Origin of the sequence: Pseudomonas sp. WS 5410 (assembly GCF_012985645.1) — a bacterium.
GTDB classification, from domain to species: Bacteria; Pseudomonadota; Gammaproteobacteria; order Pseudomonadales; family Pseudomonadaceae; genus Aquipseudomonas; species Aquipseudomonas shahriarae.
The window spans coordinates 273197-294223 of sequence record NZ_JAAQWS010000003.1 but is presented as its reverse complement, the minus strand read 5'-3'; the positions used below and the strand labels follow the sequence as shown (position 1 = coordinate 294223).

The window sequence follows — 21027 nt, the reverse complement described above, 5'->3', positions numbered from 1 at the left end:
GAACCCTGAACTAAGCTCACAGTCGCATACACACTGGCACGTCAGTATTACGCGAAAGGAGTCTGCATGGGCGGTCCCACCTCAACAGTTATTTGTGGCCTTGCCCTGCTGGCATTGCTGAGCGGCTGTGGCCAGGAAAAACCTGAACCCAAGGCCCATTCCAGGGTGTTTGTGCAAACGGTGCAGCCGACCGATTTCGCCGCCGCAGTGACCCTTACCGGAGATATCCAGGCGCGGGTGCAGACCGATTTGTCGTTCCGCGTCGGCGGCAAAATTATCCAGCGCATGGTCGATGTCGGCGACCGCGTGACAGCCCGGCAAGTGCTGGCCAAGCTCGATCCCAAGGATTTGCAGACCAATGTCGATTCCGCCCAGGCCCAGGTGGTGGCGGAACAGGCACGGGTCAAACAGACGGCCGCGGCCTTTGTGCGCCAGGAAAAACTCCTGCCCAAGGGCTACACCAGTCGCAGCGAATACGACGCCGCCCAGGCTGCATTGCGCAGCAGCCAAAGTGCCCTGGCGGCCGCGCAGGCGCAGTTGGCTAACGCCCGTGAGCAACTGGGCTATACGGCGTTGATCGCCGAAGCGCCGGGGGTGATTACCGCGCGGCAGGCTGAAGTCGGCCAGGTGGTGCAGGCCACCGTGCCGATTTTCAGCCTGGCCCGTGATGGCGAGCGCGATGCGGTGTTCAACGTCTACGAATCGCTGCTGGCGGAGCCTGTGCCGGATGTACCAATCACTGTCAGCCTGCTGGACAACCCGGGCATCAAGGCCGTGGGCCGAGTGCGTGAAGTGACCCCGGCCGTCGCCGCCAACAGCGGCACGGTGCAAGTAAAGATCGCCCTGGATGCCTTGCCCAAGGGCATGCAACTGGGGTCGGTCGTCAGTGCCACTGCCAACGGGCAAGCCAAACCCAGCGTCGAGCTGCCCTGGGCGGCACTGACCAAAGACCTCAGCGAGCCTGCCGTGTGGCTGGTGGACGGTGACGGCAAGGCGCAATTGCACAAGGTCACTGTCGCGCGCTACCTGACCGGCAAAGTGATCATCAGCGATGGCCTCAAAGGCGGCGAAAAAGTCGTGGTGGCCGGCGGGCAATTGCTGCACCCAGGCATGTTGGTGGAGATCGCCCAGGCGCCGGACCAGGCCCAGGCCAACGGAGTGCAGCCATGAAGCGCCTGACGCTGATCCTCGCCAGCAGCCTGTTGCTGATCGCCTGTTCCAAGGAAGAGCCGGCGCCGGAGCCTATAAGACCAGTGCTCTGGGTCGAGGTGAAAGCTGAAGACCAGGAAAACCTCGGACGCTTCGCCGGCACGATCCAGGCGCGCTACGAAAGCAACCTGGGCTTCCGAGTGCCCGGTCGTATTGCCCGGCGCGCGGTGGATGTGGGCGCCGAAGTGAGCAAGGGCGCCTTGCTGGCGGTGCTTGACCCCACCGACCAGCAGAACCAGTTGCGCGCCGCCCAGGGCGACCTGGCGCGGGTCCAGGCGCAATTTATCAATGCCCAGGCCAATGCACGCCGCCAGCAGGAACTGTTCAACCGTGGCGTCGGCGCCCAGGCGCAACTGGACATTGCCCAGACCGACCTGAAAACCACCCAGGCCTCTCTCGACCAGGCCAAGGCGTCGGTGGCCCAGGCCAGGGATCAGCTCAACTACGCCGAACTACGCACCGACCACGGCGGCATCGTGACCGCCTGGAATGCCGAAGCCGGCCAGGTGGTCAGCGCCGGCCAGCAAGTAGTGACCCTGGCCCGCCCGGATATCAAGGAAGCGGTGATCGACTTGCCGGCTGGCCTGGCCGAGCGCTTGCCGCCCGATGTGGTGTTTCTAGTGGCCAGCCAGTTGGAGCCCGGCATCAACACCACCGCCACCGTGCGCGAGATCGAGCCCCAGGCACAAAGCGCGACCCGCACCCGTCGCGCGCGCCTGACCCTGGCCCAGACGCCCCCGGCGTTCCGGTTGGGCACGGCGATCAGTGTGACCTTGAGCTCGGCCATCGCCCCACGTATCGAACTGCCCGCCAGCGCGGTGCAGGACGTCGAGGGCAAGACCCGCATCTGGGTCATGGATCTGCAGCAGCAGACCGTGCAGCCCCGTGACGTGACCCTGGTCAGCCGTGATGCCAGCAGTGTTGTGCTCAGCGGTGGGGTGCAGCCTGGCGAGCGTGTGGTCAGCGCCGGCGTCAACAGCCTCAAGCCCGGACAAAAAGTCAAAACCGACGAGGACAGCCCACGATGAAAGGGAGCTTCAACTTATCCGACTGGGCGCTCAAGCATCAGTCCTTCGTCTGGTACCTGATGTTCGTTGCGCTGCTGATGGGCGTGTTTTCCTACATGAACCTGGGGCGTGAAGAAGATCCGTCCTTCACCATCAAGACCATGGTGATCCAGACCCGCTGGCCGGGCGCAACCCAGGAAGAAACCCTCAAGCAGGTCACCGACCGCATCGAGAAAAAGCTCGAAGAGCTGGACTCGCTGGATTACGTGAAAAGCTACACCCGGCCCGGTGAGTCCACGGTTTTCGTGTTCCTCAAAGACACCACCAGCGCCAAGGCGATCCCCGAGATCTGGTACCAGGTGCGCAAGAAGGTCGACGACATTCGCGGCACCTTCCCCCAAGGCTTGCAGGGTCCGTCGTTCAACGACGAGTTCGGTGATGTGTTTGGCTCGGTGTATGCCTTTACCGCCGATGGCATGTCGATGCGCCAGCTGCGCGACTACGTCGAACAGGTGCGCGCCGAGATCCGGGCGGTGCCGGGGTTGGGCAAGGTCGAGATGATCGGCCAGCAGGACGAAGTGATTTACCTGAATTTTTCCACGCGCAAACTCGCCGCCCTGGGGATTGACCAACGGCAAGTGGTGCAGAGCCTGCAATCGCAGAACGCGGTGACCCCGGCCGGGGTGATCGAGGCCGGGCCGGAGCGGATTTCGGTACGCACCTCCGGGCAATTTGCCTCGGAGAAGGATCTGGCCGACGTCAACCTGCGGCTCAATGACCGCTTTTATCGCCTGGCGGATATCGCGGATATCAGCCGTGGCTATGTGGATCCGGCGCGGCCGATGTTTCGTTTCAATGGCCAGCAAGCCATCGGCCTGGCCATCGCCATGCAGAAGGGCGGCAATATCCAGGAATTCGGCAAGGCGCTCCACCAGCGTATGGATGAGCTGACTGCCGACCTGCCGGTGGGCATCGGCGTGCATAAGGTGTCGGACCAGGCCGAGGTCGTGGAAGAGGCCGTCGGTGGTTTCACCAGTGCGCTGTTCGAAGCGGTGATCATCGTGTTGGTGGTGAGCTTTATCAGCCTCGGCCTGCGCGCCGGGCTGGTGGTGGCGTGCTCGATCCCGCTGGTGCTGGCGCTGGTATTTGTCTTTATGGAGTACAGCGGCATCACCATGCAGCGGGTGTCGCTGGGCGCGTTGATCATCGCCCTCGGTTTGCTGGTGGATGACGCGATGATCACTGTGGAAATGATGATCACGCGCCTGGAAAAGGGCGAGACCCTGGAGCAGGCGGCGACCTTCGCCTACACCTCCACCGCGTTCCCGATGCTCACTGGCACCCTGGTGACCGTGGCCGGCTTTGTACCGATTGGCCTTAACGCCAGCTCGGCGGGTGAGTACACCTTTACCCTGTTTGCGGTGATTGCCGTGGCGATGCTGGTGTCGTGGGTGGTGGCCGTGTTGTTTGCGCCGGTGATCGGCGTGCATATCCTCAGCACCAAGGTCAAACCCCACAGTGACGAGCCGGGGCGGGTCGGGCGGGTGTTCAACGCCGGCATGCTGTGGGCCATGCGCAATCGCTGGTGGGCGATTGGCCTGACGGTGCTGCTGTTTGCGGCGTCGGTGTTTTCCATGCAGTTTGTGCAGAACCAGTTTTTCCCGTCGTCGGATCGCCCGGAGATCCTCGTCGACCTCAACCTGCCGCAAAACGCCTCGATCAATGAAACGCGCAAGGCTGTGGACCGGCTGGAAGCGATCATCAAGGACGACCCGGATATCGCGCGCTGGAGCACCTACATCGGCCAGGGCGCGATCCGTTTCTACCTGCCCCTGGACCAGCAACTGGAGAACCCGTACTACGCGCAGCTGGTGATCGTCAGCAAGGGCCTGGAGGAGCGCGGCGCGTTGATCGAGCGCCTGCAACAGCGCTTGCGCGATGATTTCGTGGGCGTCGGCAGCTTTGTCCAGCCCCTGGAAATGGGCCCGCCGGTCGGGCGGCCGATCCAGTATCGGGTGTCGGGCAAGGACATCGACCAGGTGCGTAAACACGCCATCGAGCTGGCGACGTTGCTGGATAAAAACAGCCACCTGGGCGAGATCATCTATGACTGGAACGAGCCGGGCAAAGTGCTGCGGATCGATATTGCCCAGGACAAGGCGCGCCAGCTCGGGCTGTCGTCCGAAGACGTGGCGCAGTTGATGAACAGCGTGGTCAGCGGCTCGGCGGTGACCCAGGTGCATGACGATATCTACCTGATCAACGTGGTCGGCCGTGCCGAAGACGCCGAGCGCGGCACTCCGGAAACCTTGCAGAACCTGCAGATCGTCACGCCCAGCGGCACCTCGATCCCGCTGCTGGCCTTTGCCACCGTGCGTTACGAGTTGGAGCAGCCGCTGGTGTGGCGTCGCGATCGCAAGCCGACCATCACCATCAAGGCCGCCGTGCGCGACGAGATGCAGCCGACCGATCTGGTCAAGCAGCTCAAGCCGGAAATCGAGAAATTCAGCGCCGGTTTGCCGGTGGGCTACACGGTCGCTACCGGCGGTACCGTGGAGGAAAGCGGCAAGGCCCAGGGCCCGATTGCCAGCGTGGTGCCGTTGATGCTGTTCTTGATGGCGACCTTCCTGATGATCCAGTTGCACAGCGTGCAGAAGATGTTCCTGGTGGCCAGCGTGGCCCCGCTGGGCCTGATTGGCGTGGTCCTGGCGCTGATTCCCACGGGTACGCCCATGGGCTTTGTGGCGATCCTGGGGATCCTCGCGCTGATCGGCATCATCATCCGCAACTCGGTGATCCTGGTGACCCAGATCGACGCCTATGAACAGGAAGGCTACACGCCATGGGACGCGGTGGTGCAGGCCACCGAGCACCGGCGCCGGCCGATCCTGCTGACGGCGGCGGCGGCCAGCCTGGGCATGATCCCCATCGCCCGGGAAGTGTTCTGGGGGCCGATGGCCTACGCGATGATTGGCGGGATCATCATCGCCACCCTGCTGACGCTGCTGTTTTTGCCGGCGTTGTATGTGGCCTGGTACAAAATCCGCGAGCCTGAGGCCGCGCCATAAGGCAAACACGCTGTTGGGCATCACTACTGTGGCGAGGGAGCTTGCCCCCGGTTGGGCTGCAAAGCAGCCCCAAAACCGGCCACCTCAGTGTGTCTGATACAACCCGGTGGATCTTACAGGGGCCGCTGCGCAGCCCAACGGGGGCAAGCCCCCTCGCCACAGGGGCAGGCAGTGGGAAAACTCTCTAAATGTGTATTGGATTAGTTCCGGTCAACGAACTGTTTTACCCTCGGGCTTTCGCTCCTGTGAAGGCCCACGTCATGACCCTTAACCTGCGCCGAGCCTTGTGCATCTGCGTGCTGCTGCTGTCGCCACTGGCCGTTGCCGGCACCGTTCTGGAAAACCCCCAATGGCGCATCGAGCTCGACCCGGCGAACCTGGCCGTGCGCGTGACCCCTTCCGGCGGCGAGCCGGTGCAGGCCTCCAGCGGCGTGGCTACCCATAAGGTCAGCCAGTTGCAGCAGTCCACTCAACACGCCAACTGGCAATGGGACAACGGTGCCTATCGGCTGAGCGCCACCCTGGACCAGCGTGACCTGATCCTGACCATCACCGCCCGCGAGGCCGGCGAGCTGGAGATCGTCCGCCAGCCGGCCAGCGCCATGGGCAAGGGCCTGATCTGGCCGCTTGCCGAGGGGCATTACGTGCCCGCCGGCAACAGCCTCTGGCAGCGCTTTTTGCTGGAGCAGGGGGATGTCAACAGCACCCAGGACCTGAGCCTGCCGTTATGGGGCGTCGATCACGCAAGCTTCACCCTCAACTGGCTGCTGACCAACCCCTACAACAACCGTTTGCAGTGGCAGGCCGAGGGCCCGGGCCTGGGCTTGTCGTTGCATCATGAATTCACCGCCCTGGACCCCACCGCGCCCATGACCCTGCGCCTGAATCTGGGCGAGGCCGATTTGCTGGCCGGTGCCAAGCGCTACCGCCAATGGCTGGTGGAACAGGGGCTCTACGAGCCGTTGGCCGACAAACTGCAACGCCTGCCGGCCGGCGAAAAGCTATTGGGTGCCAGCCACGTCTACCTGTGGGGCAATGACCTGCTGGGCCTGGGCGATGTGCGCGATTGGGAGCAGTTACGCACCGTGCTGCGTGGACCCGATGGCTTGGGCGCACAACTCAATGGCCTGCTGGATTCGGAGGCGGCACAGGTGGTGCAAGCCCCCCAGCCGTTTCTGGATCGCTACCAGCAAGCTGTGTTGCTCAGAGGGCTCAACGCGGCGCTCAACAAAAAGGCGCGCCAGGGCTGGCAAGCCACGACCGAGCCCGACATGCCCGCGCTTGCCCAAGGCTACGGCGCACTGCGCCAGCAACTGGCGCTGGCGTTTGCCGGTGCCTTGCGTGCCAACCCCGAAACCTGGGGCAGCACGTTATCCTCGACGACGATCAAGACCCTGCAGGAGAGTGGCCTGCCACGCCTGCTGCTGACCCTGGGCGAAGGCTGGGAGGGCGGGCTCTGGCACCCGGAGGCGGTGCGTTACGGGGTCGCGGCCGGGTACTTGATGGCGCCTTACGACTCCTATGAAACTGCCCTGGCAGCCAGCGAGAACCCCGACTGGACCACCGCGCACCTGGGCAGCCGCGCCTATCGCGACTGCGCGATCATGTTGAAGAACGGCCAGCTCAAGACCGGCTTCCAGAAGTCCGGGCACTACACCGACCCGCGCTGCGTCCGCCCATTGCTGGAGGCGCGGGTGACGGCGGTGCAGGCCAAGGCCGGGTTCAATGCCTGGTTCCTCGACGCCTATGCCACCGGCATGCTGTTTGACAGCTATCGCTTGGTGCTGGGCATGACCCAGGCGCAGAACGCCCAAGGCAACATCGATGCCGCCCGCTGGATCGCCAGCCACCTCCAGTTGCCGGTGGGTTCCGAAGATGGCAACGCCACCACCGCTCGCGGCGTGTTGTTCGCCCATGGCATGCAAACCCCGGTCATGGGCTGGGGTGATCGTGAGATGACCCAGGACAAGCAATCACCGTACTACGTGGGGGCCTGGTATCCACCGGAGGAACCGGCGGTGTTCTTCAAACGCGTGCCGCTCAAAGAGCCGCTGCGCAGCGTGTACTTTGCCCCGGCGATGCGCCTGCCGCTGTATCAGGCGGTGTTCCATGGCTCGGTCATTACCAGCCATCACTGGTTGTTCGACAGCCTGAAGCTGAGCAATGTGCAGGCGGAAAACGAGCTGGCCCAACTGCTGTACAACGTGCCGCCGCTCTATCACTTGAGCGCCGCTACCTTGAAGCAGCGCTTGCCGATGATCCAGCGTCAGGATGGGTTCTTCCGGCCGTTGCATGAGCGTCTGGCGACCCAGGCAATGACGGATTTTCGCTGGCTGAGCAACGACCGGCTGGTGCAGCAGACCACGTTTGCCGATGGCACGCGGTTGGTGGCCAACTTTGCGCAGGAGGAGAGGGACGGGTATGCGGGGCAGAGTGTGACGGCGTGGGTGGTGGGTGAAAGTCCGGTGGTGTATCAGGTGGCTCAGCAGCGCCCTTGAGGCCATCGCGGGCAAGCCCGCTCCCACAGGGGGAGCTCGACCAGGCAGGGAATTCTGGACACACCACAAACCAATGTGGGAGCTGGCTTGTCGGGTCGCCGCATCGCTGCGATAGCGTCCGCTCAGACACCCCCTACCTTACGCCACACACTGGCCAACCAAGGCTGCTGCTCGCGCGGCAGTCCTGCCGGGCGATAGTAGTGCTCCAACTCCACAAACCCTGCGGTGGTCAGCAGCGCCTGCCAGGCCGCAAGGTCGTGATACGAGCCATAACGCGGGCCGTTCCAGCCCTCCTGGTTTTCCCCCCTGGGGTTGGAGCTGAACAACACTCCACCCGGTTTCAGCGCAGCCTGCAGTTGCTGGAGAATGCGCGGCAGTTCCTGCTTGGGGATATGAAACAGCACCGCATTGGCAAAAATCCCGTCGAAGCGCGCGGCCGGCAGATCCAGTTTGAGGAAGTCCTGGTGCAGTACTTCACAGCCGCTGTCCTGGCGCGCCATCTGCGCGAAACGCTCGGCGCCATCCAGGCCTACGGCGATATGCCCAAGCCGGGTGAAGGTCTGCAAATCCCGCCCCGGCCCGCAGCCGAAGTCCAGCACGGTAAACGGCGCCTGCGCCTGGATATGCCGCAGCAACGCGTCGATGTTCTGGCTCACATCATGGTCGCGGGTACCTTCGCGAAAATCTTCGGCCACCTGGTTGTAGTGACCCAGGGTGGTAGAGGTGATCTGGTCGAGGTCGTCGGGGGCGAGTTTCATGGCAGTCGGCACCAGGGCAAAGAGAGGTGCCGACTATACCTCAGCGCTTGTTCAGCCCGCGCGCCAGGCGATCGCCGCCCAGTTGGATCGCGGCCACCAGCAGGACCAGCAACACAATCACCGTGAGCATGATCTGGCTGTCGAAACGCTGGTAGCCGTAGCGGTAGGCAATATCCCCCAGGCCACCGGCGCCAATCGCTCCGGCCATGGCCGACGAGTTGATCATGGTCACCAGAGTAATGGTGAACCCGCCGACAATCCCCGGCAGCGCTTCCGGCAACAGCACATGCCTGACGATATGCCAGCGCCGGCAGCCCATGGCCTGGGCGGCTTCGATCAGGCCATGGTCGACTTCGCGCAGGCTGACCTCGGCGATTCGCGCAAAGAACGGCGTGGCGGCGATGGTCAGTGGTACCACGGCGGCCCACACACCGTAGGTGGTGCCCACAATCAGCCGGGTGAAGGGGATCAGCGCCACCATCAGAATCAGGAACGGGATGGAGCGGAACAGATTGACGAACGCCCCCAGCACCCTATTCAACGCGGGGGCCTGGTAGATGCCGCCCTTGTCGCTGGTGACCAGGAACACCGCCAGCGGGATACCCACCAGCAGCGCGATCAACGACGACACGCCGACCATCAACAAGGTGTCGATGGCGCCCTGCAATAAACGATCAAACCACATAGCCCAGCACCTCCACCTGTTGTGCCCAGCGCGTGGCGCGGGTGCGTAATGTGTCGGCGTCCAGGGCGGAGCCGGTCACTGCCAGCAGCAATTGCCCCAGGGCGTGGCCCTGGATGCGCTCGACCCCGCCTTGCAGCAGGCGCACGCGCCCACCCAGGGCGCTGAACAGTGCGGCGAGGTCCGGTTCATCCGCGCTGGCGCCGGTAAATTGCAGGCGCAGCACCACGGCCGCATCCGCCGACGCTGGCGTGGCCCGCAGGCGCTTTTGCAGTTCCTCGGGCAAGCCATGTTGCAGGGGCGCGAGCAGGGTTTTACTGACCTGATGCTTGGGGTTGCCAAACACTTCCCACACCGGGCCTTGCTCGACGATCCGCCCGTGTTCCAGCACCACCACGCGGTCGCAGATTTCGCGGATCACCGCCATCTCGTGGGTGATCAGCACGATGGTCAGGCCCAGGCGCTGATTGATCTCGCGCAACAGGCCGAGGATCGACTGGGTGGTCTCCGGGTCCAGGGCCGAGGTGGCTTCGTCACACAGCAGGATCTGCGGGTCGTGCACCAGCGAGCGGGCGATGCCCACCCGTTGCTTCTGCCCGCCGGACAACTGCGCCGGGTACGCCTGGTGCTTGTCCTGCAAACCCACCAGCTCCAGCAGCTCGCGGACCTTGTGCTCGCGTTGCGGCTTGGGCACACCGGCGACTTTCAGTGGCAGCTCGACGTTCTGCCACACGGTCTTGGCCGACATCAGGTTGAAGTGCTGGAAGATCATGCCGATGCGTCGCCGCAGGGCCACCAGACGGTCTTCGTCGAAATCGCCGATATCCACCTGGTCGATCAGCACTCGGCCGCTGCTGGGTTGTTCCAGGCGGTTGATGGTGCGGATCAGCGACGACTTGCCGGCGCCGCTGCGGCCGATGATGCCGAACACTTCGCCACGCTGGATCGCCAGGTCGATGCCTTGCAGCGCATGCACCGTGCCGTCGTAGGTTTTGCCCAGGTTGATAAAGCGCACATGGGCGTGGTTCAAGTCAGGGTGTAGCTCTGTCTGTTGCGCGTCCCTGGGCAATGTGCCCAGGTCGCGCAGTTGGGCATTGGCGGCGCTCATATTCAGCCTTCCCAGCCGACTTGGTACAGCGTGCCCAGGGATTTATCCAGGGCCGCGCGGACCACCGGCGAATGCTGGTAGATCTCGACGAACTTGATCACCCGTGGGTCGGTTGTGCCCTTGGGCTGGGTCACGAACTGGATCACGTATTCCGGGTGGTCAAGGCCATCGAACAGCAGCGCCGACTCGGCATTGAAGGTCTTGGACAGGCGGATATAGGCCGGGTAGCCCTGCACCAGGTCGGCGTCGTCATAGGCGCGCACCAGCTGCACCGCTTCGACCTGCAGGATCTTGAGCTTTTTCGGGTTGGCGACGATGTCGTCTTCGGTGGCCTTGTAGCCCACGCCCGGCTTGAGGGTGATCAGGCCGGCCTTGGCCAGCAACTGCAGGCCGCGCCCGCTGTTGATCGGGTCGTTGGCGATGGCCACGCTGGCGCCCTGGGGCAGCTCATCGAAGCTTTTGAATTTTTTCGAGTACAGACCGACGTTGTTGATGATCCCCGGCTTGAACGGCACCAGGTCAAAACCGGCGGCGGCCTTGGCGTTTTCCAGGAACGGAATGTGCTGGAAGTAATTCACGTCGATATCGCCGGCGGCGAGGCTGACGTTGGGCGCGATCCAGTCGGTGAACTCCACCAGCTCGACTTTCAGGCCCTGCTTACCGGCCTCTTCGACGGCGGCTTCGAGGGGAATGGCGAAGGCCGCCGTGGTGCCGACTTTCAGCGGCGCATCGGCGGCAAACACCGCCGAGCTGAACAGGCCGAGGGCCAGGGCCAGTGCTTTGACTGGGTGGGAGAGCAGTGTTGTTTTCATGGTCGATTTCCAGTCATAAGGTGTTGGTATGAGCAATAAAGGTCTAAATGTGGGAGTGGCGGTAGGTGGAACCGGTGTGTTGTTCGGGTAAGTGCGCTTCGCGGTGGAAGACCTTTTCTCGCAAGGTTCCGGTCTCATAAGCAGTCTTGTATGACCCACGCCTTTGCAACTCGGGAATCACCAGCTCGATAAAATCCACATAGCTCTCCGGCGTAACAATGCGCGTCAGGTTGAAGCCATCCAGCCCGGTCTCGCTGATCCAGGATTCCAGCTCATCAGCCACCTGCGCAGGCGAACCCACCAGGGTGATATAGCGCCCACCCAACGCGTGTTGTTCCAACAACTTGCGCCGGGTCCAGTCGTTGTTCTGCAAGGCTTTAGTGGCTGATTGGATCGCGTTGCTCTTCACGTACTGGATCGGTTCGTCCAGCTCGTATTGCGAGAAGTCGATGGCGGTGGAGGCGCTGAAATGTGCCACGCCGGCCTCGGCGCTGGCGTAGCTCAGGTACTCGGCATGCTTGGCCCAGGCCAGCGCCTCGGTGGCGCCGACAATCACGTTGAGCCCCATGAACACCTTGATGTCGTCTGGGTTGCGCCCGGCTGCGACCGCACTGGCGCGTACCTTGTCCACTTGCACCTTGGTCGCAGCCTTGTTCTGCCCGCTGATAAACACGCACTCGGCATGGCGCCCGGCAAACACCAGGCCGCGCTCCGAACTGCCGGCCTGGAACAGCACTGGCGTGCGCTGCGGCGAGGGCTCGCACAGGTGATAGCCCTGCACCTGATAGAACTCGCCATGGTGTTCGACCTTGTGCACCTTGCCCGGTTGGGCATAGATCCGTTGTTGCGGGTCGTTGAGTACCGCGCCGTCTTCCCAACTGCCTTCCCACAGCTTGTACAGCACCTCCAGGTACTCGTCGGCCTGGTCGTAGCGCCGGTCATGCTCGACCTGCTCGGTGAGGCCCATGGCCTTGGCGGCGCTGTCCAGGTAGCCGGTGACGATGTTCCAGCCCACCCGGCCACGGCTCAGGTGATCGAGGGTGGACATGCGCCGGGCGAACAGATACGGCGGCTCGTAAGTCAGGTTGGCGGTCAGGCCGAAGCCGAGGTTTTTCGTTACGGCGGCCATGGCCGAGACCAGTAGCAGTGGGTCGTTGACTGGCAGTTGGATCGACTCCTTGAGCGGCACCTCGACCGAGCCTTGATAGACGTCGTACACGCCAACGATGTCGGCGATAAACAAGCCGTCGAACAGCCCACGCTCCAGTAGTTGCGCCAGTTCGGTCCAGTATTCGACGGTCTTGTACTGGGTCGAGGTGTCCCGTGGATGCGTCCACAGGCCATGGTTGATATGCCCGATGCAGTTCATGTTGAAGGCATTGAGCAGGATCTTTTTCTTCAACATCAGAGAGTCCCCCGTAGCGGCGGGTTTTCATCGTTGAGGTAGTAATTGCCGACGGCGTGGTACTTCCAGCGCACCGGGTCGTGCAGGGTGTGCACCCGGGCGTTGCGCCAGTGGCGGTCCAGGCCATGTTCGGCGAGGGTTGCCTGGCTGCCGGCGAGTTCGAACAGGGTGCTGCCGGCGGCCAGGGAAATCTCGGTGCTCAGGGCACGTACTTCAGCCACGGCAATCGACGCCGCCGCGACGGTTTGCGCATTGCTGTCGGCCTGGGCGCGGTCGAGGAATTCGCCGGAGCGCTCCAGCAGGGCTTCGGTGGCGTGCAGGCGGATGCTCAGGTGGCCGAAGCTTTTCAGGGTCAGCGGGTCTTCGCTGGCCGTGTCATTGCCCGAGTCGATCCACGGCCGGGTCTTGGTGCGCACAAAATGCAGGGCATCTTCAAAGGCGGCGCGGGCGATGCCGGTGTCGATGGCCGCGTGAAGGATCTGCGCCAGCGGGCCCACGGTGGTCGGGCGCTCGAAGGCGCTCTGGAACGGGATCACGTCTTCGGCTGCGACCCACACATTGTCGAACACCACCGAACCGCTGCCGGTGGTGCGCTGGCCGAAGCCGCTCCAGTCGTCGATCACCGTCAGGCCCTGGCTGTCATGCGGCACAAAGGCCAGTTGCTGCACGCCGTGCTCATCCACCACCGAGGTGGGAATGCGCTGGGCGTAGATCGCGCCGGTGGCGTAGAACTTGCGGCCGCTGATGCGAAAATTGTCGCCGTCGCGCACAAGTTTCGTCACCCGGTCATGGGCGGTCTTGGTGCCCAGTTCCGCCAGGGCATTGCCAAAGCGCTGGCCGGCCAGCACCTCGGCATACAGGCGTTGTTGCTGCGCCGGGCTGCCATTGATGCGCAGCACTTCCAGGGCATAAAAATGGTTCTGCGGGATCTGCCCCAACGAGGCATCGGCCTGGGCGATCAGGGCAATGACCTTGGCCAGGGTGACGTTGGACACGCCAGCGCCGCCGTATGCCTTGGGCACGCTGATGCCCCACAGGCCGGAGCGGGAAAAGGCTTCCAGTTCGGCGAGTGGCAGGCGGCGTTCACGGTCGCGCAGGGCGCTGTCGCGGCGAAAGTCTTCGGCCAGGTCGCTGGCGACAATCAGGGCTTGTTCATCGCTGGTGATGACCGCGACGGAATGGGAAAGCGTCATGTTTTTCTCCAGAGGTCTGGTCGTCAGATCCAGGAATGCCGGGCCGGCAAGGTTCCGTTGAGGTGCCAGGCGCCCACCGCGTGATACTTCCAGCGCACCGGGTCGTGCAGGGTGTGCACCCGTGCATTGCGCCAGTGGCGGTCGAGGTTGAACTCGGCGAGGGTGGCGCGGCTGCCGGCCAGTTCGAAGAGTTTCTCGCTGACCAGCAGCGAGACTTCGGTGGTCAGCACCTTGGCTTGTGCCACGGCAATCGAGGCCCGGGCGGCGGAGTGTGCGGTGATGGGCGCGGCGCTGACCTGGTCCAGCACCTGGCCGGCCTTGCGCAGCAGGGCTTCGGCGGCGTGCAGTTCGATTTTCAGCTTGCCGATATCGGCGATCACATAGAGGTCGTCGCTGGCCCGTTCGACCTTGGCGTCGATCCAGGGCCGCGAGCGTTCACGGACAAAACTGATGGTGTCGTCGAGGGCGCCACGGGCGATGCCGGCGTCGATGGCCGCCTGGATCAATTGCGAGACCGCGCCCTGGATGCCCGGGGTTTGCCCCAGGCGCCAGATCGGTACCACCAGATCGGCGTCCACTGGCACATTGTTCAGCAACACGGTGCCGCTGGCGGTGGTGCGCTGGCCAAAGCCCGACCAGTCATCGACGATGCGCAATCCTGGGGTGCCGCGGCGCACAAACGCCATGACCTGGCGGCCTTCGTCGTCCAGGGCCTTGACCGCGACCCAATGGGCAAACAGCGCGCCGGTGGAGTAGAACTTCTGGCCGTTGATGACAAAACCGTCACCCTCGGCGCTGATCCGGGCCTTCACATCCAGGGTGTTTTTGGTACCGCGTTCCGGCCCGCCATTGCCGATGCGCCAGCCGTCGAGCACGCTTTGGAACAGCTGTTTTTTCTGTGATTCGCTGGCGGCGCCTTGCAGCACGTGCAAGATGCCAAAATGGTTCTGCGGGATCTGCCCCAGGGCCGGGTCGACGGCGCTGATAATCGCGAACACTTCAGCCAGGGTCACAAACGACACTTGCGGGCCGCCGTATTCGCGGGGGATGGAAATGCTCCCCAGGCCACTGCGGGTGAACTGTTCGATTTCGGCCCAGGGCAGTTTGCGCTGGCGGTCGCGCAGCCCGGCTTGCAGGCGGGCGGCCTGGGCAAGCGCGTGGGCAGCGGCGAGGGCTTCACTGTCGTTGCGCAGCACCTGGGTGGGCAACAGCAGCGGGGCGATATCCAGATCGCTCTGGAGGGGCGATTGCGCCAAGTTAGACATCGGTGCGCCCCTGCGTGGCGACCCGTAATGCCCTGGCGTTGTGCACCGGGGTAATGTTGACCATACCTACCTCACATCCGTGGAAAAGCTAAAAATCAGGAATGTCCGGTGGTCCGGTGCATATACCCTAAGCGTGTTTATTTTTTAAATAAACTAACTTTTAGGAATATGCATAGAAGGTCTGTCACCCCGGTTCGCACGGCGAGCCAGGACGTCGGGGCTGGTACACCGACAAAGCATCGGCTGCGCCTGTGGCGTTGGCCTGGGCGATGCTCACGATGCGCCCGGGTGCCCAGCGCGAGTTGTTGCCCACGCGGTCGATCACGCAGTAGGTGACCTCCTGGCGGGCATCGTCCCCGGCCTCCAGGATCAGCGCCGAAGGCACCCAGACCTGCACCGGGTGCCCCACCTCGGCGGCCTGGATCGGCGGCAGGTCCAGGCGCGCATCGCCCCAGCGCAGAGTGATTGCATCACCAGCGGCCATGTTCAGGTAGGGCTCGATGGTCAACGGCACGCCCCGCCGGATCTGGCTGGGGTTGACGCCATGGCGGCGGATGGTTTCAGGCAGGGCGACGGGGGCCAGGTTCTGGTTTTCTTCGGCACACAGCACTGAAGGCGGCCCACCCGGGCAAGCGGTCTTGACCTGCACCCGGGTAATCATGGAGCGCGCCGGGCCGCGCCCCACTTGCATGACCCGGTAATGAATGCGTGCAGCACCGTTTTGCACAAAGCTTTCGGGCACCCGCAGATGGCTGGTCAAGCCGATATCGGCGGCGCCTACACGCTTGGAGGCGGCAAAGCAGTTGTTCCAGAACAACTCGATCAAGTCGCCCTTGCCCATGTTCGGGTAGGGGGCGATATCGACCTGCAAATGAGTGGCGGCCTGCGCGTTGATACCTTGTTTATGAGCTTGGGGTACTGTCGGCGCGGCGAGCATGGTCAGGGGGGTAATGTGCGTCATAAATAATCTCCTTGATGCAGCCAGCAGCGATCGTTCCGAACCTCAGGCGTGGGGTTCGAAAGGAACGATTTTTTTGAAAAGCCAGGATGGGATCCAATCCTTTGAGCCCTAGATAAGAGGGTTGGCCAGGGGGCGTCAATGGCGGCAAAAGGCTAAACGGCGGGTTTGGGATTATTCAGAAGGGTCTTACTGGAGGGTGTTATTAAAGGGGGTTTTGACAGGCACTTTGCCGAATGAATACGGGGATTTTTCCGAAAGTCATAAACCTTGTAGGCGCCGGCAAGCCGGCTCCTACAGGGGGTGGGTCAGTGGGTGAGGAATTTGCTGAGGAACTGCCGGGTGCGTTCTTCCCTGGGGTTGGCAAACAGCGCCTTGGCTTCGCCTTGCTCGACGATCACACCCTTGTCGAAGAAGATCACCCGGTTGGCCACGTCACGGGCAAAGCTCATTTCGTGGGTGACGATGACCATGGTGCGTTTCTCTTCGGCGAGGCTGCGGATGGTCGCCAGGACTTCGCCTACCAACTCCGGGTCGAGGGCCGAGGTCGGTTCATCGAACAGGATCACTTCCGGCTCCATCGCCAAGGCTCGGGCAATGGCCACCCGTTGTTGCTGGCCACCGGACAGGCGCCGGGGGTAGGCGTCTTCCTTGCCCGCCAGGCCAACCTTGGCCAGCAGTGCGCGACCGAGGCGGTCAGCGGCTTCGCGTGGCATCTTCTTGACCACCAGCGGGCCTTCGATGACGTTCTCCAGGGCGGTGCGATGGGGGAACAAGTTAAAGCCCTGGAACACAAAACCCACATGCTGGCGCAGGCGCCGCACCAGGCCCTGTTGCTGGTTGAGCGGGCGGCTGCCGTCGATCTCGATGTCGCCGACCTTGATCCGGCCACTGGTGGGTTCTTCGAGGAAATTCAGGCAGCGCAGGAAGGTGGTCTTGCCCGAGCCGCTGGGGCCAATGATGGCGACAACTTCGCCTTCCTGGACCTCCAGGTCGATCCCGTTGAGCACCACCTGACCCTTGAATTGTTTGGTCAGTTTTTCAACCACGATCATGCTTCAAGACTCCAGGTCATGCCGGTTGACCCGGTCTTCCAGGCGATTCTGAAAATGCGCCAGGATGCTGGCCAGAACCCAGTAGATCAGGGCCGCGGACAGGTACATGGTGAAAATTTCAAAGGTGCGTGCCGATACCAGTTGGGCCTGGCGGAACAGCTCGGGCACCTGGATGGTGGCGGCCAGCGCCGTGTCTTTTACCAGCGAAATAAAGCTGTTGCCCAGGGGCGGCAGGGCCGTGCGCATCGCCTGCGGCAGGATGGCCCGGCGCAAGGTCTGTGCGCGGGTCATGCCGATACTGGCGGCAGCTTCCCACTGGCCACGCTCGATGGAGGCAATGGCGGCGCGCAGGATTTCACAGGCATAGGCCGCCATGTTCAGCGAGAAGCCGATCATCGCTGCCGGGATCGGATCCAGCTCGATGCCCACCTGCGGCAAGCCGTAGTAGATCAAGAACAGCTGCACCAGCAACGGCGTGCCGCGAAAGAACGAGACGTAGACCCTGGCCGTCCAGCTCAAGAGCTTGAAGTGCGACAGACGCATCAAGGCCAGGCCGAAGCCCAGCAGCAAGCCGAAAAACATCCCGCCGAGGCTGAGAATCACCGTGTAGTACGCGCCCTTGAGCAGAAAGGGCGCGGAATCGAGCGCGAGTTGGAAACCTGCTTCCATTATTGGGTGACGTCAGCGTTGAAGTATTTCTCGGACAGCTTCTTCAAAGTGCCGTCGGCGCGCAGTTTGTCGAGGGCCTGGTTGACCGCCTCAAGCAGCTCAGGCTCGCCTTTGCGCAGGGCAATCCCGGCTTCCTGGCGGGAGAAGGCTTCACCGGCAGCGGCGGTGTCCTTGGCTTTTTTCGCATATTCCAGGGCCGCCAGGCGGTCGATCAGAATCGCGTCGATACGGCCAATGCGCAGGTCCTGGAATTTGGTGGGGTCGTCGTTATAGGTCTTGATGATGGCTTTGGGCTGGTTGTCCTTGAGCCATTGTTCGTAGTTGGTGCCAAGGCCCACCCCGACTTTCTTGCCGGCCAGGTCGTCGGCGGTTTTGATGGTGTCGACGTTTTTCGCCAGGGTCAGCGCCTGGATCCCGGAGACGGTGTAGGGCTTGGAGAAATCGTATTTTTTCTTGCGCTCTTCGGAGATCGTCACCTGGTTGACCACTGCGTCGAGGCGCTTGGATTCCAGGGCGGCGAGGATGCCGTCCCACGGGGTAGCCTGCAGCTTGACCTTGACCCCCAGTTCCTTGGCCAGGGCTTCGGACAGCTCGGCTTCAAAGCCACTGAGCTTGCCGTTTTCATCGACGAAACTGAACGGTGGGTAGGTGCCTTCCAGGCCGATCTTGATCTCGCCGGCCTTCTTGATGTTGCCCAGTTGCTCGCCGGCAACTGCCTGGCCCAGCAAGCCGGCGCCAAGCGCCAGGCCCAATGTGCCAACCAGCAACGTGCGACGCAGTACAGAAATAGTCATGACAAGCCCCTGTGTTTTTTATGGTGAGCGAAGCAGGTGACGCAGTGGTCGTATCCTGCCCTAAAAACGCGGTGTGTGGGAGCGCGACTATAGGGCGAGTTTGAAAGCGTTAAAAATAATATAAATTAAACTTTATATTCCATTTTTGCATATGAAGTAGAGATTCAATGTGTCCAATCAGAACACTGAGTCATAGGCAAACAACGCCGGCGCGCCGCCGGTGTGCAGGAAGATAATCGGCCCTTCAGCGAAGGCCTGGCGACCGATACCGTCGAGCAACCCGGCCATGGCCTTGCCGGTGTAGACCGGGTCCAGCAACAGGCCTTCCTGGCTTGCCAGCAGCTTGATTGCCGCCAGGGTGCCGGCGTTGGGTTCGCCGTAGCGCGGGGCGAAGTATTCGTCCCATAAAATCACGTTGAAGGCGTCGGGTACCGCCACCCCCAGCAACTGCGCCGTGCGCTCGGCCAGGCCTTGAACCTTGGGCCGTTGCGCTTCGTCGGTGCGCGACACGGTGACGCCAATCACCGGCAAGTCCGGCAGCACTTCACTCAACGCCAGGGCCAGGCCGCTGTGGGTTCCGGCGCTGCCGGAGGCCAGGACCACTGCCGCGAACTGCAGGCCGCTGTCTTCGATCTGCCCGGCCAGTTCCAGCCCTGCCCGCACATAACCCAGGGCGCCCAGGGCGTTGGAGCCGCCAATGGGCACTATGTAGGGGTTTTTGCCGTTGCTGCGCAGGCGTTCGGCCAGAGCGTTGAGTTGCTCGTCGGCGTTGTCCAGGTTTTCGACCAATTCGACCTTGGCGTCGAACAACTCGACCAACAGGCGGTTGCCGTTGCCCAGGTAGTTGGGGTCGTCGGTGCCCGTGGGATTTTCCAGCAGGGCGACACAGCCCAGGCCCAGCTTGGCGGCGAGGGCTGCGGTCTGGCGCACATGGTTGGACTGGATCGCGCCGGCGGTGATCAACGTGTCGGCGCCTTGGGCCAGGGCATCGGCGGCGAGGTATTCGAGTTTGCGCAGCTTGTTGCCGCCCATGGCCAGCGGCGTGGTGTCATCGCGCTTGATGTAGATATCACGGCCCAGCCAGGTCGACAGTCGTTCGAGTTTTTCTAGGGCGGTGGCGCCGCCCAGCAGGTTCAGACGATTAAAACGGTCGAGCTGTTGTTTGATCATGGTTACGCACGGGTAATAGAAGATGGGGAGGACTATAGGCAGGGCTTTTTGCCGGGGCAACCGCCAGATGCTTATGCCAAAGTGTTATTAGCATCGCACCATTGGTTCTTAAGGGCCGCCCGGTTGCATACCGTAAAGTGTGGCCATTACCTCAGGAGGGAATACCGTGAGTGAGCGTTCCAGTCATTGGCAGTTACAGACCATCGTCAGCCAGTTGCGCGGCGCCCGGGATCAGTGGCGTACCCGCAATGGGCGGGTCAGCGGCGAACAGGGCGGTCGCGAGTTACCGTCGCGCGAGGCCGTGGCGCAAATTCTTGAAGCGCTGTGCGGTGCGCTGTTCCCGATGCGCCTGGGCCCGGTGGATCTGCGTGAGGAAAGTGAGGACTTCTACGTCGGCCATACCCTGGATGTGGCGCTCAACGCCTTGCTCGCCCAGGCCCGCCTGGAGTTGCGCTATGCCGCGCGCCAGGGCGGCAATGCCGATAAGGAAGTCGATGCCCTGGCCATCCGCTTGATCCAGGACTTTGCCCTGGCTTTGCCGGCGCTGCGCAGCTTGTTGGACACCGATGTGCTGGCGGCCTATCACGGGGATCCGGCTGCACGCACGGTGGATGAGGTGCTGCTGTGCTATCCGGGCATCCTCGCGGTAATCCACCATCGCCTGGCCCACCATTTGTATCGCGCCGGGCTGCCTCTGCTCGCGCGGATCAGCGCGGAAATCGCGCATTCGGCCACCGGCATCGACATTCACCCAGGCGCGCAGATCGGCCCGAGCTTCTTTATCGACCACGGCACGGGTGTGGTGATTGGCGAAACGGCGATCATTGGCGAGCGGGTGCGTATCTATCAGGCGGTGACCCTGGGCGCCAAGCGTTTCCCGGCGGATGAAGATGGGCAGTTGCAGAAGGGCCATCCACGCCACCCGATTGTCGAGGACGATGTGGTGATCTACGCCGGGGCGACGATCCTGGGGCGAATCACCATCGGCAAGGGTTCGACCATTGGCGGCAACGTGTGGCTGACCCGCAGCGTGCCGGCGGGGGCGAATATCACGCAGGCGAACTTGCAGCATGATGACGGGACGCAGAAGTAGCGACGACCTGATGGGGGAGCGGGCTTGCCCGCGATGACGGTAGGCCAGTCAAATACCTCTAACCTGACACTCCGTTATCGCGGGCAAGCCCGCTCCCACAGGGGATGGCATTTCAATTTAGGCAAGCAATCGCTGAACGTTTTACCTTTCCCACACGTCATACCCTTCCTTGAGCTAGTGTAGGAATTACCTACCACTCAGCCCTGCGATTAGTCCCAGACCGCCTATCCATGTTTAACTTGAACGTTCGTTCAAGTTAAACCGGTGGTTCGCTGCCCGCTCA

The 21027-nt window shown here is 62.8% G+C and carries 17 protein-coding genes; 5 read left to right on the top strand and 12 right to left on the bottom strand.

What is annotated here, in order from left to right:
• The first annotated feature begins 66 nt into the window (after positions 1–66).
• The 4 genes from HBO24_RS07120 (at position 67) to HBO24_RS07105 (ending at position 7782) form a co-directional block, all read left to right on the top strand.
• Positions 67–1170, top strand: a complete 1104-nt coding sequence (locus tag HBO24_RS07120) for an efflux RND transporter periplasmic adaptor subunit (protein WP_169959984.1) — start codon at positions 67–69, stop codon at positions 1168–1170.
• Entirely contained in the window at positions 1167–2237 is a 1071-nt protein-coding gene (locus HBO24_RS07115; RefSeq protein ID WP_169990527.1) for an efflux RND transporter periplasmic adaptor subunit, read from the top strand. The genes HBO24_RS07120 and HBO24_RS07115 overlap by 4 nt, the downstream gene beginning before the upstream one ends.
• Positions 2234–5284 carry an efflux RND transporter permease subunit gene (locus tag HBO24_RS07110; RefSeq protein ID WP_120731218.1) on the top strand — a complete coding sequence of 1017 codons (3051 nt, stop codon included), beginning with the start codon at positions 2234–2236 and terminating at the stop codon, positions 5282–5284. The genes HBO24_RS07115 and HBO24_RS07110 overlap by 4 nt, the downstream gene beginning before the upstream one ends.
• Positions 5285–5544: 260 nt before the next feature.
• Complete coding sequence (locus HBO24_RS07105; protein WP_170059480.1) at positions 5545–7782, top strand: glycoside hydrolase; 2238 nt, start codon at positions 5545–5547, stop codon at positions 7780–7782.
• A gap of 122 nt (positions 7783–7904) precedes the next feature.
• Here the strand turns inward: HBO24_RS07105 and HBO24_RS07100 are convergent, their stop codons facing one another.
• The 12 genes from HBO24_RS07100 to HBO24_RS07045 all read right to left on the bottom strand — a co-directional run bounded on the left by HBO24_RS07100 (position 7905) and on the right by HBO24_RS07045 (position 19651).
• Positions 7905–8540 carry a class I SAM-dependent methyltransferase gene (locus tag HBO24_RS07100; RefSeq protein ID WP_115127146.1) on the bottom strand — a complete coding sequence of 212 codons (636 nt, stop codon included), beginning with the start codon at positions 8538–8540 and terminating at the stop codon, positions 7905–7907.
• A gap of 40 nt (positions 8541–8580) precedes the next feature.
• Complete coding sequence (locus HBO24_RS07095) at positions 8581–9225, bottom strand: methionine ABC transporter permease (RefSeq protein ID WP_057957985.1); 645 nt, start codon at positions 9223–9225, stop codon at positions 8581–8583.
• Entirely contained in the window at positions 9215–10330 is a 1116-nt protein-coding gene (locus tag HBO24_RS07090; protein ID WP_115127147.1) for an ATP-binding cassette domain-containing protein, read from the bottom strand. The genes HBO24_RS07095 and HBO24_RS07090 overlap by 11 nt, the downstream gene beginning before the upstream one ends.
• A 2-nt stretch (positions 10331–10332) precedes the next feature.
• Positions 10333–11142 carry a MetQ/NlpA family ABC transporter substrate-binding protein gene (locus HBO24_RS07085; RefSeq protein WP_169959980.1) on the bottom strand — a complete coding sequence of 270 codons (810 nt, stop codon included), beginning with the start codon at positions 11140–11142 and terminating at the stop codon, positions 10333–10335.
• A 43-nt stretch (positions 11143–11185) separates the two neighbouring features.
• Positions 11186–12547 carry an LLM class flavin-dependent oxidoreductase gene (locus HBO24_RS07080; RefSeq protein WP_170044771.1) on the bottom strand — a complete coding sequence of 454 codons (1362 nt, stop codon included), beginning with the start codon at positions 12545–12547 and terminating at the stop codon, positions 11186–11188.
• A complete protein-coding gene (locus HBO24_RS07075; RefSeq protein WP_170059479.1) occupies positions 12547–13740 on the bottom strand; it encodes an SfnB family sulfur acquisition oxidoreductase in 1194 nt (397 codons plus the stop codon). Before HBO24_RS07075 ends, HBO24_RS07080 begins: the two co-directional genes overlap by 1 nt.
• Positions 13741–13763: 23 nt before the next feature.
• On the bottom strand, positions 13764–15005 hold the full coding sequence (locus HBO24_RS07070; protein ID WP_057957990.1) for an SfnB family sulfur acquisition oxidoreductase: 1242 nt from the start codon (positions 15003–15005) through the stop codon (positions 13764–13766).
• 184 nt (positions 15006–15189) lie between these two features.
• A complete protein-coding gene (locus tag HBO24_RS07065) occupies positions 15190–15966 on the bottom strand; it encodes a hypothetical protein (RefSeq protein ID WP_170059478.1) in 777 nt (258 codons plus the stop codon).
• Positions 15967–16271: 305 nt separating this feature from the next.
• Complete coding sequence (gene tcyN, locus HBO24_RS07060) at positions 16272–17018, bottom strand: L-cystine ABC transporter ATP-binding protein TcyN (protein WP_057437038.1); 747 nt, start codon at positions 17016–17018, stop codon at positions 16272–16274.
• Between the two features lie 3 nt (positions 17019–17021).
• Entirely contained in the window at positions 17022–17687 is a 666-nt protein-coding gene (gene tcyL / locus HBO24_RS07055) for a cystine ABC transporter permease (protein WP_170059477.1), read from the bottom strand.
• Positions 17687–18481, bottom strand: coding sequence for a cystine ABC transporter substrate-binding protein (gene tcyJ, locus HBO24_RS07050; protein ID WP_057437040.1), 795 nt, complete (start codon positions 18479–18481; stop codon positions 17687–17689). The genes tcyL and tcyJ overlap by 1 nt, the downstream gene beginning before the upstream one ends.
• A gap of 177 nt (positions 18482–18658) precedes the next feature.
• On the bottom strand, positions 18659–19651 hold the full coding sequence (locus HBO24_RS07045) for a D-cysteine desulfhydrase (protein ID WP_057437042.1): 993 nt from the start codon (positions 19649–19651) through the stop codon (positions 18659–18661).
• A gap of 166 nt (positions 19652–19817) precedes the next feature.
• Here HBO24_RS07045 and epsC point away from each other — a divergent pair, with 166 nt between their 5' ends.
• On the top strand, positions 19818–20744 hold the full coding sequence (gene epsC, locus HBO24_RS07040) for a serine O-acetyltransferase EpsC (protein WP_057957992.1): 927 nt from the start codon (positions 19818–19820) through the stop codon (positions 20742–20744).
• Positions 20745–21027 lie beyond the last annotated feature (283 nt).